The organism is Streptomyces sp. NPDC111744 (assembly GCF_055634995.1).
On record NZ_JBVKCG010000001.1, the window covers coordinates 562,101 to 576,445 of the forward strand.

The 14,345-nt window shown below is 71.4% G+C and carries 11 protein-coding genes; all 11 read right to left on the reverse strand.

Features of this window, described 5'->3' with window-relative positions; all coding sequences use genetic code 11:
• Position 1: 1 nt before the first annotated feature.
• Positions 2–1,936 (reverse strand): ABC transporter permease, encoded by a 1,935-nt coding sequence (locus ACZ7OO_RS02685; protein WP_471500770.1) that lies wholly within the window; start codon positions 1,934–1,936, stop codon positions 2–4.
• Positions 1,936–3,171, reverse strand: a complete 1,236-nt coding sequence (locus ACZ7OO_RS02690) for a quaternary amine ABC transporter ATP-binding protein (RefSeq protein ID WP_471500772.1) — start codon at positions 3,169–3,171, stop codon at positions 1,936–1,938. Before ACZ7OO_RS02690 ends, ACZ7OO_RS02685 begins: the two co-directional genes overlap by 1 nt.
• Positions 3,171–4,697: a GMC family oxidoreductase gene (locus ACZ7OO_RS02695; protein ID WP_471500774.1), complete on the reverse strand. Its 1,527-nt coding sequence runs from the start codon at positions 4,695–4,697 to the stop codon at positions 3,171–3,173. The genes ACZ7OO_RS02690 and ACZ7OO_RS02695 overlap by 1 nt, the downstream gene beginning before the upstream one ends.
• Before the next feature lie 84 nt (positions 4,698–4,781).
• Positions 4,782–6,293, reverse strand: a complete 1,512-nt coding sequence (locus ACZ7OO_RS02700) for an aldehyde dehydrogenase family protein (protein WP_471500776.1) — start codon at positions 6,291–6,293, stop codon at positions 4,782–4,784.
• 162 nt (positions 6,294–6,455) lie between these two features.
• The gene (locus tag ACZ7OO_RS02705) at positions 6,456–7,178 is read right to left on the reverse strand and encodes a DUF2637 domain-containing protein (RefSeq protein WP_471500778.1); all 723 of its coding nucleotides are present in this window, start codon (positions 7,176–7,178) and stop codon (positions 6,456–6,458) included.
• A 23-nt stretch (positions 7,179–7,201) separates the two neighbouring features.
• Positions 7,202–7,366 (reverse strand): hypothetical protein, encoded by a 165-nt coding sequence (locus tag ACZ7OO_RS02710; protein ID WP_352222965.1) that lies wholly within the window; start codon positions 7,364–7,366, stop codon positions 7,202–7,204.
• Between the two features lie 201 nt (positions 7,367–7,567).
• Positions 7,568–8,422 (reverse strand): hypothetical protein, encoded by an 855-nt coding sequence (locus ACZ7OO_RS02715; RefSeq protein ID WP_471500780.1) that lies wholly within the window; start codon positions 8,420–8,422, stop codon positions 7,568–7,570.
• A 511-nt stretch (positions 8,423–8,933) separates the two neighbouring features.
• Positions 8,934–9,284 carry a hypothetical protein gene (locus tag ACZ7OO_RS02720; protein ID WP_471500782.1) on the reverse strand — a complete coding sequence of 117 codons (351 nt, stop codon included), beginning with the start codon at positions 9,282–9,284 and terminating at the stop codon, positions 8,934–8,936.
• Entirely contained in the window at positions 9,274–11,034 is a 1,761-nt protein-coding gene (locus ACZ7OO_RS02725; RefSeq protein ID WP_471500784.1) for a hypothetical protein, read from the reverse strand. Before ACZ7OO_RS02725 ends, ACZ7OO_RS02720 begins: the two co-directional genes overlap by 11 nt.
• Positions 11,035–11,659: 625 nt before the next feature.
• Positions 11,660–12,649: a malate dehydrogenase gene (locus ACZ7OO_RS02730; protein WP_352222970.1), complete on the reverse strand. Its 990-nt coding sequence runs from the start codon at positions 12,647–12,649 to the stop codon at positions 11,660–11,662.
• Positions 12,650–12,976: 327 nt separating this feature from the next.
• Positions 12,977–14,026: a helix-turn-helix domain-containing protein gene (locus tag ACZ7OO_RS02735; protein WP_471500786.1), complete on the reverse strand. Its 1,050-nt coding sequence runs from the start codon at positions 14,024–14,026 to the stop codon at positions 12,977–12,979.
• Positions 14,027–14,345 lie beyond the last annotated feature (319 nt).

The window sequence follows — 14,345 nt, forward strand, 5'->3', positions numbered from 1 at the left end:
GTCATGCTCCCTTCCTCGTACGGCGCTCCGTGGGCTGGGTGACCCGGTCGAGCATCAGGCCCAGGCAGACGATGGCGGCACCGGCCACCAGTCCTGTCGCCAGATCGCCCTGGGCGAGACCGAAGGCGACGTCGTAGCCGAGGGCGCCACCGCCGACCAGGCCGCCGATGATGACCACGGCGAGGACCAGCACCACGCCCTGGTTGACGGCGAGCAGCAACGCGGGACGGGCGAGCGGCAGTTGGACCTGCCAGAGCTGCTGACGGCCGGTCGCGCCGAGCGACCGCGCCGACTCCAGGGCGGCCGGGTCGACCTGGCGCAGGCCCTGCGCGGTGATCCGTACGACGGCGGGCAACGCGTAGACGACGGCGGCCGCCACGGCCGGGGCGCGGCCGACGCCGAACAGGGCGACGACCGGGATCAGGTACACGAACTGCGGCATGGTCTGGAACACGTCCAGGACCGGGCGCAGGGCGCGTTCGACGCGGTCGCTGCGGGCTGCCGCGATACCGGTCGCGAAGCCGAGCACGAGGGTGACGGCGACGGCGGCGAGGACCTGCGAGAGCGTGTCCATCGACGGTTCCCACACTCCCAGCACACCGATCGCGGCCATCGCGAGGACGGCGGTGAGCGCGGTGCGCCAGGTGCCGATCAGCCAGGCCAGGGCGGCGACGATGAGCAGCACCGACCACCAGGGCAGCCACTGCAGGCCCGATCGGACGGGGTCCAGGATCCAGGTGGTGAAGTGGGCCGCCCAGTCGGCGGTGCCGCCCACGACCGGGACGCCCGAATACAGATGGGCGGTCATCCAGTCGACGGCACGGTTGACCGGTTCGGCGAAGTTCAGGGTCCACCCGGCGGGCCAGTCGAGGCCGCCGAGGAGACGGGCGGCGACGGCCACGGCCACGGTGGCGGCGAGGGCGTACAGGAGGCCGACCGGGGACGGGCGGGTGTCGCCCCGGTCACCCGCCGCCGCGGTGATGCGGTCCAGCACGACCGCAAGGAGCACGATCGGGATGCCGGCCGCGAGGGCCGCGCCGACGTCGACCGAGGCGAGGGCCTGGTAGACGCGGTCACCGAGGCCGCCGGCGCCGATGACGGAGGCGATGACCGCCATCGACAGCGCCATCATGATCGTCTGGTTGAGGCCGAGCAGGAGTTCCTTGCGGGCGAGCGGGATACGGGCGGTCAGCAGCCGTTGCCCGCGGGTGGCGCCCAGTGACTCCACAGCCTCCAGGACCTCGGGGTCGGCGCCGCGCAGGCCGAGGGCGGTGAGCCTGGCCATGGGCGGGGCCGCGTAGACGACGGTGGCGAGGACGGCCGCGGGGACGCCGATCCCGAAGACCAGGACGACGGGGAGAAGATAGGCGAAGGCGGGGAGCACCTGCATGGTGTCGAGGACCGGGCGCAGGGCGCGGTTCAGCCGGTCGGAGAGACCGGCACCGAGGCCGAGGACGAGGCCGACGGCGACGGACGCGAGGACGGCCACGACCATCAGCGCGAGGGTCTGCATCGTCGGCACCCACATGCCGAGGGCACCGCAGGCGAGGAAGGCGGCGGCCGTACCGACGGCGAGCCGGACACCGGCGACGCGGTGCGCGACGACGGCGGCGAGCACGGTGACGCCGGGCCAGCCCGCGGCGAGGAGGGTGAGGTAGACGGCGCGGACGGTGAGGACGACGGCGTTGCTGATGTAGCCGAGGAAGTACAGGAAGAGGGGGTGGGTGTCGCGGTTGTCGATGACCCAGTTGCTGGCGGAGGTGAGGGGTGAGGTCAGGTCGACGGTGAGGTTGTGGGGCCAGGCGGAGGTGGTCCAGTGGGAGTTGGCGAGGGGGACGAGGATCGCGGCGGCCATGGCCAGCACCAGAAGCTTGCGTACGGCCTGGCTGGCGGGCAGGGCTGCTCGGCGGGGGCTCGGGACAGTGATCGTCGCCATCAGATGCCCTCCGAACTGGTACGGGGGGCCGGGGGCTTCACTGGACGGTGCTGATCTCCACCCAGGGGTGCGGGGCTCTGAGATGTGCGGCTCCGCCGCGTGGGCGCGACCGGCCCGCTACCGCCCGCGGCCGGACGACCGCCCGCATCCGCCTTCGCCACGACACCGAGCAACGCGTCCGCGTCCACGACCCCGACGCACCGCTCCCCCTCCACTACCCTTGCCGGGACACCGGAGCCCGCCACCACGTCGATCGCCTCGGCGACCGTCGCCCGCGGGCTGACCACGGGCCCTGTCCCGGAGTCGCCCTCCTCGACCGCCCGCATCGCGGAGCCGACCGTCAGCACCTGCTCGCGCGGCACGTCCCGCACGAACTCGCGGACGTAGTCGTCGGCCGGGGAACCGACGATCTCCTCCGGCGTACCGAGCTGCACCACCCGCCCGTCCCGCATCAGCGCGATACGGTCGCCGAGCTTGAGCGCCTCGTTCAGGTCGTGGGTGATGAAGACCATCGTGCGGCCCTCCTCCTGATGCAGGCGGACCACCTCCTCCTGCATGTCCCGCCTGATCAGCGGGTCGAGCGCACTGAACGGCTCGTCGAAGAGGAGGACCTCGGGGTCGACGGCGAGCGCCCGCGCCAGGCCGACCCGCTGCCGCTGGCCGCCGGACAGCTGGCCGGGGCGGCGCTGCTCCATGCCCTCCAGGCCGACCTTGGCGACGACTTCGGCGGCCCGCCTGCGTCGTTCGGACCTGCCGACGCCCTGGATCTCCAGGCCGTACGCCACGTTGTCGAGGACGGACCGGTGCGGCAGGAGCCCGAAGTGCTGGAAGACCATCGCCGCACGGTGGCGGCGCAGTTCACGCAGTCGGCCCTTGTCCATCGCACGGACGTCCTCGCCGTCGATGACGATCGTGCCGGAAGTGGGCTCGATGAGGCGTGTCAGGCAGCGGACCAGCGTCGACTTCCCGGAACCCGACAGGCCCATCACGACGAAGACCTCGCCCTTGCGCACGTCGAAGGAGACGTCGCGGACGGCGGCCGTACAGCCGGTACGGGACCGCAGGTCGGCGGGAGCGAGCCCGGTCAGCTCGGGGTCCGCGGGGACGCGTCCGGCCTTCGGACCGAAGACCTTCCACAGACCGTCGACGGAGAAGACAGGGGTCTCGGCAGAGGTCGTCACAGGGGTCGTCACAGGGGTCGTCACAGGGGTCGTCACAGGGGTCGTACTACTCATCACGCACCGCCTTTCAGTAGGTCCACGGCCCTCTCGCCGACCATCAGCACTCCGATCATCGGGTTCACGGCCGGCATGGTCGGGAAGACGGACGCGTCGGCGACACGGATTCCGTCCAGACCGCGGATCCGCAACTCGGGGTCCACCACGGCCTGTTGGTCGTCTGCCGAGCCCATCCGGCAGGTGCCCGCCGGGTGGTACACGGTGTGCGCGACCTTGCGGGCGTACTCGCTGAGTTCGGCGTCGCCCAGGATCTCCGGCCCGGGGCACACCTCGCGCTTCAGCCAGCCGGCCAGCGGCTCGGTCTTCGCGATCTCCCGGGCGATACGGATGCCGTCGACGAGAGTGCGGCCGTCGTAGTCGTCCTCGTCGGTGAAGTAGCGGAAGTCCAGCGCGGGCTTCGCGGACGGGTCGGCGCTGGTGAGGTACAGGCGGCCGCGGCTGCGGGGCTTGGGGATGTTCGGGGTCATCGACACGCCGAACTCCGGCCGCCGGTAGCCCAGTCGCTCCGGGTTGTCCGTGAACGGGATCTGGTAGAAGTGGAACATCAGGTCCGGGCCCGCGTGATCGGGGTCGCGGCGCACGAACAGGCCCGCGTCGGAGTCCATCGCGGAGTTCTCGGGGATCGGGCCGTTCGTCTCCCAGACGATCACCGACTCGGGGTGGTCGAGGAGGTTCTCGCCGACGCCCGGGAGGTCGAGCACGACCGGGATGCCGAGCGCTTCGAGATCCTGGGCCGGGCCTATGCCCGAGTGGAGCAGCAGACGCGGGGAGTCGACGGCGCCCGCGCTCAGCACGACCTCGTTGCGGGCCCGTATCAGCAGGTCCTCGCCGTCCTTGGTGCGGACATGGACGCCCTCGGCGCGGGTGCCGTTCAGCTCCAGCCGGTACGCCCAGGTCTCCAGCAGGATCGTCAGATTGGACCGCTCGTCCATCACCGGGTGGAGGTAGGCCACCGACGCGCTGGACCGCTTGTTGTCCTCGGGGTGGTAGGCGAGGTCGAAGAAGCCGACGCCCTCGGTGAACGGCTTGTCGTTGAAGCCCTCCACGCGCGGGACGCCCAGCGCCTCCTGCACCGCGTCGACGAAGTCTCGGGCGATGGCGTTCCGGTCCTTCTCGTCGACCGGGACGATGTTGTTGAGGAGGCGGGCGTAGTACGCCTCCATCGGGACCGCGCCCCAGCCCTTGGCGCCGGCCGCCTCCCACTCGTCCCAGTCGGAGGGCAGCGGCTTGAAGGCGATGAGCGTGTTGTGGGACGAGCAGCCGCCGAGGACGCGGGCCCGGCTGTGCCGGATGTTCGAGTTGCCGCGTGGCTGCTCGGTGGTCGGGTAGTCGTAGTCCAGCTCGCCGCCGAGCAGACCCATCCATCGGCGCAGGGTGAGGACGTCGTCGCGGCCGACGTCGCTGGGGCCGCCCTCGATCACGGCGACCGTGACATCGGGGTTCTCGGTGAGACGGGAGGCTATGACGGAACCCGCTGTTCCGCCGCCTATGACGACGTAGTCGTAGATGTGGGAGTGGGACATGAGGGGGGTGCTCCAAAAGGCTTCCGAAGACCTCTGTGAGGCTCCTCGCGTAGCGACTTCTCGCGGACGGCGGCCGGGTGGGGCTCAGCCGGCGAACCAGCGCACCGGGCGCGGTGCGAGGTTCTGGTAGACGTGCTTGGTCTCGCGGTACTCGGCGAGTCCGGCGGGTCCCAGCTCGCGGCCGGTTCCGCTCTTTCCGAAGCCGCCCCACTCCGCCTGCGGGAGGTAGGGGTGGAAGTCGTTGATCCAGACGGTGCCGTGCCGCAGCCGCCCCGCGACCCGACGGGCGCGTCCCGCGTCGGCGGTCCAGACGGCACCGGCCAGGCCGTACTCGGTGTCGTTGGCGAGGGCGACCGCCTCGTCCTCGGTGCGGAAGGTCTCGACGGTGAGGACCGGCCCGAAGACCTCCTCGCGTACGACCTTCATCTCCCGGTGGCACTGGTCGAGGACGGTCGGCTCGTAGAAGTAGCCGGCGGCGGGCCGGTCGGCGGAGGGTTCGGGGCGCTTGCCGCCCGAGCGCAGCACCGCGCCCTCCGCGAGCGCCGACGCCACATACGCCTCGGTCTTGGCGCGCTGCTGCTCGGAGACCAGCGGGCCGCACTCGACGCCGTCCGCGGTGCCGCGTCCGAGGCGGATCCGGGCGGCCCGGCGGGCGAGTTCGGCGACGAACCGTTCCCTGAGCGGCTCCTCGATGATCAGCCGGGCGCCGGCCGAGCAGACCTGGCCGCTGTGGATGAAGGCGGCGTTGAGGGCCTGGTCGACGGCGGTGTCGAAGCCCTCTTCGGTGGCGCAGGCGTCGGCGAAGACGACGTTGGGGTTCTTGCCGCCGAGTTCGAGGGCGACCTTCTTGACGGACACGGCGGCCGCCTGGGCGACCTTGGTGCCGCTGACCAGGCCACCGGTGAAGGAGACCAGGTCGACGTCGGGGTGCTCGGCGAGCCGGGCGCCGACGCTGTGCCCGGGGCCGGTGACGAGGTTGGCGACCCCCGCGGGCAGCCCGGCCTCGACCAGCAACTCGACCAGCGCGACGGTCGTCAGCGGGGTGATCTCACTCGGTTTGATCACGAAGGTGTTGCCGGCCGCCAGCGCCGGGGCGATCTTCCAACTCGCCTGGAGCAGGGGGTAGTTCCAGGGGGTGATCAGGGCGCAGACGCCGACGGGCTCGTGGACGACGACGCTGTGGATGTCGGGCGAGCCCGCGTCGACCACCCGGCCCGCGCCCTCCGCCGCCACCAGGTCGGCGAAGTAGCGGAAGGCATCGGCGACACAGTCGATGTCGACACGGCCCTCCTCAACGGTCTTGCCCGCGTCCCGGCTCTCCAGGAGGCCGAGCTCTTCACGGTCGCGTACGAGCAGGTCGGCCACCCGGCGGAGCAGGGCGGCCCGCTCGGCGACGGGGGTGCGGGGCCAGTCGCCGGTGTCGAAGGCGCGCCGGGCGGCGGCCACCGCCGTCTCCGCGTCCTTCTCGTCGCCCTCGGCGGCCACGGCGAAGGGCAGGCCGTCCGCGGGGTCGATGATCTCGCGTGTCACGCCGGAGACGGCTTCCAGCCACTCGCCTCCGGCATGGATGGTCGCTTCTGCCTTTCGGTCCGCCATGATCGGTATTGCCTTCCGTTCCTGTTCAGTGCCCTGTGTGACAGAGGAGTCACACTCGGGGACCGTCAGCGCATGCCCTCGTTCTCGGATTGCATGCGCAATCGATGGCCGAAAGTGTGCTGCATCACTGAACAGTCGGACGGAAGGGGACAAAAGCCACTCTCACGGCGTGGAACTCGACGGTTCGGTGCGCGTGGCGTGCCGCGGCCTGCTCTTGGTCGAGATCTGACCGACGAGTTCCCAGAAGCACACCAGGGCGGTCACCGGCGGAATCCCGAAGATCACTAACGACAACAGCGCATGTGACGAGTGGCTGGCGCACAACGCCACAGCGAGGACGGAGGCAGCCAGCACCACGCACCAGGACCGGCGTGCACTGCGGCGCTGAGCGGTGGCCCGCAGGACGGAGAGCGCCGCCACGAACCAGGGCCCGTACACCGTCAGCGGCCAGTACTGCGCCAGCCCCGCGGGCAGTACCGACGAGGCGATCCCGCGCAGCTGCTCGTAGGAGTAGCAGACGGACCAGGTCAGCATGCACACCGCGCACAGCGAGACCGTCGCGATCAGGAACGTGATGTGCGTGACGCGCCGGCCGCCGTCGAGCAGATGGGGTTCCTGGCGGGGCCGCCGACGGCTGCCCCTGCGCGGGGCCGGCACGTCCAGCAGGGTGGGAGCCGTACTCACACCGGTCGGTGTGGACAGCATCTGCGCCAGTTCCTCGACCGGGTCCCAGTCGTTCGGAGGGACACCCGGCTCCGGGGCGCCCCAGCCGTGGTCGTAGAGACCCGCGTGGGGGTCATAAAGACCCGTGTGGTCGTAGAGACCAGGGTGGTCGTAGAGACCGGTGTGGTCATAGAGACCGGCGTCATGCTGCATCCCGTCCATCGGTAAAACCTCCGCACCCTGCCTCAGGACGCTCCGTACAGATCCGCCATCGTCCGCCGATATTCATTTTCCATCGCGTTGATTCTCTTCAGGAAATCATCGAGCAGGTCCGAGCATGAGGTGATATCCATACCGCCGGGCCAGCGGAGCACGGTCGTCGGATGATCTTCTGCGGCACGCCAGTCCAATCGCATCACGGTGACCTAACGACCGCGACCCGGGGCGGGACTTGGGGCATTCGGGGGATTCACGTCACCCGGAAGAGAAGCTATAGAATGCCCATCGTCGCGCAATTGAAGAAATTGTGGATAGGCGCACGGATACATTCCGCGAATACGGAAATTAAATGAACGACGATGTGACCGGCGGGGGCGGCGGGGGACCGGCGCTCAGTCCGCGGCGGGATCCGTGTCGCAGACCGTGTCCGGCGGGCAGAACCAGTCCACCGCGGTCGTCAGGTAGGCCAGCTCGTCGTCACGGCCGTCGGAGTCGGGGCCGTAGGACGCGACGGCGTAGATGTTGCCGTCCGGCGCGACGAACCGCTCGTCGAAGACATGCCAGGTGCCGATGTCCGGCTCGCCGCTGATCGTGCCGGCCAGGTACTCCAGGCGGGAGCCGGTGAAGCGGCCGTCGCCGAGGTCGGTCAGGCCGAGTTCCCGGAAGCCGTCCGGCTTGGGGGTCTCGGCGGAGAGGTAGAGCTCGTGGGAGGCGGCCGGGGACTCCTCCGCGACCTGGTAGACCTGCAACCGGTGCTCGCGGTCGGGGCTTCGGTAGCTGACCACGGCCATGCCGTACGAGGAGTCGACGGTGGCGCGCGACCAGCCGTCGGGAACGGCGATCCGGAAGCCCTCGGTGTCGTCGCGCAGCTCGTATCCGGCCGGGGGCGCGGAGGCCGACGGGGACGGGGAGCCGGTGTCCGAGGGCGACTCCGACACCACCCCGGGCCGCGCGGAGGAGGTCGGGGTGACGGAGGCGGCGGCCGTGGCGGGCTTGTGGCCGTCCCCCTTGTGGACCACCAGCGTCAGAACCAGGCTCGTGGCCACGCCGACGACAGCGGCCCCGACGACGACGGACCATACGAGTCTGCGGTCCCGCCGCCGGGAGAGCACGGGCGCCGGGAGCTGCTCGACGAACGACCAGCCGGAGACGGGCGCCTGGCCCGGGGCGGGCGGCCAGACGGTGCCGCCGTCCGCCACCGGCAGCACCGGCGTCGTGGGCGCCGGCCCGGGCGGCTCAGCAGGCACGGACGCCACGGACGGTTGCGCCGGCGCAGCGAGCACCTCACCGGAGGCAGAAGCCTGGCCCGGGGCGGGCGGCCAAGCCGTGCCGCCGTCCGCCACCGACGGCACCGGCGTCGTAGGCGCCGGCCCGGGCGGCTCAGCGGGCACAGACGGTTGCGCCGGCGTCGACGCTGCGGACGGCTGGGGCGTCGGCACTGACACCCCGAGCGGCTGCGTCGGTGTCGGCGCGACGGGCGGGTGGCCGGGGACGAACACCCCGCCTGGCTGACCAGGCACGGACGGCCCGGGCGGCTGGGGCGGCGTCGGTGCTGCAGCCGCCCAGTCACTGCCCCCGTCCGACCACCACTCCCGCTCCGGAACCGGTGCCGGCGTCGGCGTCGGCTGGACCTCCGGTCCCGCCGGAGGGTGTGGTGAGGCTGCCGCGGCGGCGGGCCGGACGTCGGCCTCCCACCGCTGCGTGTCCTCGTTCCAGTGCCGTTCTCCCCCGTTGCCCCCGTTGCTCATCGGCTTCCTCTCACATCCCCAGCAGCCCGGCCAGCGTGCCCGCCGAGGCCAGCACGCTCAGCAGCGTCTGCGAGTCGGTGAGAAGCTCGCGCAGGCGTTCCCGGCGGGTGGGGCCCGCCTGGCCTGTGCGGGCGATCTCGTCCTCGGTCTCGGCGAGCGCCGTGCCCAGCGCCGCCGTCTGCCCGGTGCCCCGCACCCGCTCCAGGTCGGCGCGCAACTCCCGTACGGCGGCGAGGAGTTCCTCGTCGGCCGCAGAGCCAGGGGCGCCGTGGTGATGGCTCTCGGCATGCGCGTGGCTGCCGATGGCGAACGTGCTCCCGGAGATGTTCCCCAGGGTGACCTGCGGCTCGTCACTTGCCATTGCTGTCGGACCCCTTCTGCGTCGTGTGGCTGGTGGCGGTGGCATGGCTGCCGAAGGCGAACGTGGAACCCTCGACCCGGTCGATGCTCACGTTGGTGCTGTTGTTCACGGTCTTCTGGACGAACTCGCCGGTCTCGTAACCGGCTTCGGCGAGCGCGGCCCGTACGCCGTTCGCCACCCGGTCCTGGATGCTGCGCAGGTACCGGACGACGTCCATCTCCTGGAAGTGGGAGCCGACGTCCACCGAACCCAGTTCGCGCACGGACAGCGCCGGCCCCTCGGGCAGCGCGCCCGCGTGACCGCCGGTCAGCAGCCGCCAGAGATGCATCGCGCCCCGGCCGAGCTGGCCGAGGGAGCGGCCCACCGAGCCGGGGACCAGGGCGATCGCGACGGCCGCCTTGCCGGCCCAGTTGTTGTTCCGGAACCGGTGGGCGGCGCGGTCGGCGCCCTTGAAGTCCGCGCGGACCGGGGTCAGTACGTGCGGGGCGATCTCCAGGACGAGCATCCGGCCCTGGGTGTGGATGCGCACGAACACCGTGACGACCACCTCCTCCTCCCAGCCGCCGACGCGGATGCGCAGGAAGTGCCTGCGCTTCTCGGCGCCCTCCTCGACGGCCCGCGCCCGATGCTCCTCGAAGGCCTGCGGGGTGTACGGCGCCTGGTCCCGGGCGAGCAGCCCCTCGGCGGGCAGGAACACGCACTCGTCGATCTCCAGCTGGCGCAGCCGGTCGCGGTTGCCGGGTCCGGCGTACTCGGCGGGGACGCGGAGCTGTTCGAGCAGCGGGCGGACCTTCTCCAGGATCGCCCGGTTGCTGAGCAGCTGCTGCTCCTTCTTCAGCTCGTCGGGCTTGAGTTCGACGGCGAGCACCCATGTGTCGTAGGCGGCGCCCGCTCCGCAGAACGGGTCGGCCTCGTTGTACATGATCAGCGGTGCGTGTTGTTCGATCCGGATGCGCTGCTTGAGCCGCTGGAAGCGGGGGTTCTCCGCCTTCTCGGCGGGGTCGCTCGCCGCGTCCGGGAAACGCTGCGGGGAGAGTTCGCCGGCCAGCGCCCGGCTGAACTGGGTGCGCTGGGCGTGCGCGCACAGGGCGACACCGGCGAACACGGCGAGTGTGAGCCAGGCGTGCCAGGCCTCCACCAGGCCGCCGAAGTCGCCGACGCCCGGGGCGAGCAGATCGCCGAAGCTGGTCGAGTTGGAGTAGCTGTAGCCGTAGGAGCCGTCGTAGGAGCCGTACGAGTCGTACGAGGGGCCGTTGTCCGAGCCGCCGCCGAACGCGACGACGAGGGTCGCGATCAGGGCGACCGCGTAGAAGGACCGGCCCCACCAGCGGACCATGAAGGCGGCGATCACCCGGTACAGCGGCGGGCGGGCGGCGCGGCCCCTGATCCACGGTGCGACGGCGAGCGCGATACCCGGCACCAGGAAGAACACGAGCAGCCCGCCGCTGAGCGGCAGCCCCACCACCCACAGACCGAGGATCGCCGCGGCCCACAGCAGCTCCTGGCGGCGGGCGCGCAGGGCATGAGCGAGGACCCGGGCGGCGTCGAAGCCGAGCGAGGGCGCCGCGATCCGCTGTTCGTTGAGGTGGAGTTCCTCGATGACCCGGTCCCGGTACGCGGAATCCAGGTAGGTGCCCGCGCACAGCAGCCGGGTGGCCTCGCTGGCGTACGGCGGTGTGGGCGGCAGCGCGGGCGGTGGCCCGGCGGGCGGCCCCGCCTGTGGTTGGTGCGGCACGTAAGCAGTGCTCACGCCGATCCCCCGATGCGTGTGAAGTGCGTTGCCGACCGCGAGTTGCTGGTACGGCGTTGCTGGAAGTGCGTGCTGGAAGTGCGTGCTGAAGTGCTTTGTCAGACGTCCAGTTGACAAACCATCAGCATAGAGGGACGGCCGTGACCGGTGAACCGGAATTACCCGAAGACGCCGCTGGTCAGAACTCGGCCGGCGGGCCCTCCCCCACGCGCCCACCGATGATCAACTCCCGTACACGGCGCCGGAGCCAGGCGTGCGCCGGGTCGGCGTCATGGCGCGGGTGCCAGGCCGGCCCGATGCTGATCGGGGGAGGTCGAGCGGCACCTCGAAGGGGACCAGGCCGAGGGCGGTGGCCAGGGGCACGCTCGAGGAGCTGATCAGACCGATCAGGCCGGAGCCGCGGAGCACTCCTGGTGTCCCGGCTCTTCCGCCCGCCGTGAGCCCTCCGGCGGCTCGCTCCCCGTGTTGTTCCCGGGCCAACCGTTCTCGTCGTTCCCGCCGTTCCTGTCGCTCATCGCGAACCCCCGATTCACTCCACCGCGTACTCCTTCCGACGGTAGCGGCGGAAACGGGAACGGGCCCCGTTCCGGACGAAACCGGAGTGGGGCCCGTGGGTGCGGGAGGCTCAGATGAGGCCGAGGGCGCGGACCGCGTCGCGCTCCTCCGCCAGCTCCTGCACCGAGGCGTCGATGCGGGCGCGGGAGAAGTCGCTGATCTCCAGGCCCTGGACGATCTCGTACTTGCCGTCCTTGGTGGTGACCGGGAAGGAGGAGATCAGGCCCTCCGGGACGCCGTAGGAGCCGTCCGACGGGATGCCCATGGAGGTCCAGTCGCCGTCGGCGGTGCCGTTGACCCAGGTGTGGACGTGGTCGATGGCGGCGTTGGCGGCGGAGGCCGCCGAGGAGGCGCCGCGGGCCTCGATGATGGCCGCGCCGCGCTTGGCAACGGTCGGGATGAACTCCTCGGCCAGCCACTTCTCGTCGTTCACGACCTCCGCGGCGTTCTTGCCGGCGACGGTCGCGTGGAAGATGTCGGGGTACTGGGTGGCGGAGTGGTTGCCCCAGATGGTCAGGCGCTTGATGTCGGCGACCGTGGAGCCCGTCTTCTTCGCGAGCTGGGTCAGCGCGCGGTTGTGGTCGAGGCGGGTCATCGCGGTGAAACGCTCGGCCGGTACGTCCGGCGCGGCGGCCTGCGCGATGAGCGCGTTGGTGTTGGCCGGGTTGCCGACGACCAGGACCTTGATGTCGTCCGCGGCGTGGTCGTTGATGGCCTTGCCCTGCGGCTTGAAGATGCCTCCGTTGGCCTCCAGGAGGTCACCGCGCTCCATGCCCTTGGTGCGGGGGCGGGCGCCGACGAGGAGAGCGACGTTGGCACCGTCGAAGGCGACGTTCGGGTCGTCGGTGATGTCGATGCCCTGGAGGAGCGGGAAGGCGCAGTCGTCGAGCTCCATGGCGGTGCCCTCGGCGGCCTTCAGCGCGGGCGTGATCTCCAGGAGGCGGAGCCGGACCGGCACGTCCGCGCCGAGCAGCTGGCCGGAGGCGATGCGGAAGAGCAGGGCGTAACCGATCTGGCCGGCCGCGCCGGTGACGGTGACGTTCACGGGAGTGCGGGTCATGGCGTTCTCCGTATGACAGCTGGCGGTGGGCGTCCTTGCCCTGGGGTGCGGACGTAGAAATGATCGATCTCTCGGCATCAAGAGATCCACCGCTCAGGCTATCGCGCATTCCGGATGCCGGACGGGGAGGGGTGGGTGTGGCTCACCCCACAGACGTGACCCTGCAAGCGGCATGACAGAAGAGGCGGCCGCCCGTCCGGGAGAGGTGAGACGGAGCGGCCGCCAACCGGGGGAACCGGAATCCGGACTCCCGTGGGGGGTACGGTTCGCGTGCCCAGGAAACGCCGCGGCATTCCTGGGCACGCCGGGTTTCTGCGACGTGTGTCTCTACGACGTGCATCCCGTCTGCCCCGAGGCCAGCGTCGCGCAGGCCTTGGCCTCAGCCGCGTCCCGTACCGCCACCATCGGCGTGTAGGCGATCGTGTCGCCGACGGCCGTGATGTCGCCGGTCTCCGAGGCGGTGCCGGCCGTGACCCGCACCGAGTCGCCCTGGGCGGCGCCCGTGATCCGGCCCCAGGCGGCGCCGCAGGTGCTGCTGTAGCGGACCTCCAGGGTGGTGGCGCCGACCGTGGCGGTCCTCGCGGTGGTCACGAGGTCGCCGCTGCACCCCATGGCCTCGGCGTCCTTGCCGGTGCAGCCGGCGCCCGCGCACTTCACGCCGGCCGGCAGTTCGGTGCCGGCGCTGGTGGACGGGGCGGAGGAGGTGGCAGCACTCCCGTTCTTCTTCCCGTCGCCGCCGTTGTTGCCGGTGAAGAAGAAGACGCCGGCGACGATCACGGCCACGCCGACGGCCCCCGCGAGGAACATCGTCAGCCGCCGCCTGCCGCCGCCGGGGGCCGTCGGTCCCCCGGGCGCGGCCGGCCCACGGGACCCCGTTCCCTCCCGGCGGTCGGCGTCGGGTGCCGTCGGCTGGGGCGGAATGGTGGGCGAGACACCCGCCGGCCCGGCGATCCCCGATGTCGCGACGGCGCTGCCCGCCCGGCGCGGCGTCTTGCCCCCGGCCGTGGTCGTGGACGTGGACGTGACCGGTGGCCCCCCGAACTCCCCCAGCGCGGCGCGCGCCTGGGAGATCCGGATCGCCTCCATCGTCATGTCGTGGCGCATCTCCGAACGGCTCCAGGCCCGTTCGGCCAGCTCCCACATGGTCGTGAGATGGACGGGATTGGCGCCGGTGACCTCGGCGAGCGCGACGATCGCGCCCTTGGGCGCCAGCAGGCGCCCGCCCAGGTACCGCTCCCAGGACGTCTTGCTGTAGCCGGTGCGGTCGGACAGTGTCGCCACACTCAGCCCGCTGCGGTCCACGAGCCGCCGCAGCTGGGTCGCGAACTCCCTGACCTGCGGATCGAGTTCATCCGGCAGGGCCTTCCAACGAGGCATTGCTTCCCCCCTCTTCCCCCGGTCGTCTTTCCCCCGGCTCGGTGCCGTGTCTTCCCCCGCGTTCCCCTTGCGCGTGGTGCCCCGCGCCGGTCCCCGTTCTGGCCTACCCAGCGGACCGCGGCACCCCCGGAACCCAGTCCCCGGGCAGGGGGCGCACAGGAGCACTGACCGGCCGACGTGCACCGTCGCACGCCGACAGCGGCGCGGTCCAACGGGCCTTCGGCTCGCCCCGATTGGACACGTTAGCCCGCTTGTGAGTCGGCTTCGTGACATATCCGCGAACTTGTCAACGCATCGGCACACCGGTCATCCGGCCGTG

Coding starts and splice junctions, on each gene's coding strand:
- ACZ7OO_RS02735 (WP_471500786.1), bottom strand. CDS start 14,026: ATGCCTCGTTGGAAGGCCCTGCCGGATGAACTCGATCCGCAGGTCAGG.
- ACZ7OO_RS02690 (WP_471500772.1), bottom strand. CDS start 3,171: ATGAGTAGTACGACCCCTGTGACGACCCCTGTGACGACCCCTGTGACG.
- ACZ7OO_RS02695 (WP_471500774.1), bottom strand. CDS start 4,697: ATGTCCCACTCCCACATCTACGACTACGTCGTCATAGGCGGCGGAACA.
- ACZ7OO_RS02700 (WP_471500776.1), bottom strand. CDS start 6,293: ATGGCGGACCGAAAGGCAGAAGCGACCATCCATGCCGGAGGCGAGTGG.
- ACZ7OO_RS02705 (WP_471500778.1), bottom strand. CDS start 7,178: ATGGACGGGATGCAGCATGACGCCGGTCTCTATGACCACACCGGTCTC.
- ACZ7OO_RS02720 (WP_471500782.1), bottom strand. CDS start 9,284: ATGGCAAGTGACGAGCCGCAGGTCACCCTGGGGAACATCTCCGGGAGC.
- ACZ7OO_RS02730 (WP_352222970.1), bottom strand. CDS start 12,649: ATGACCCGCACTCCCGTGAACGTCACCGTCACCGGCGCGGCCGGCCAG.
- ACZ7OO_RS02685 (WP_471500770.1), bottom strand. CDS start 1,936: ATGGCGACGATCACTGTCCCGAGCCCCCGCCGAGCAGCCCTGCCCGCC.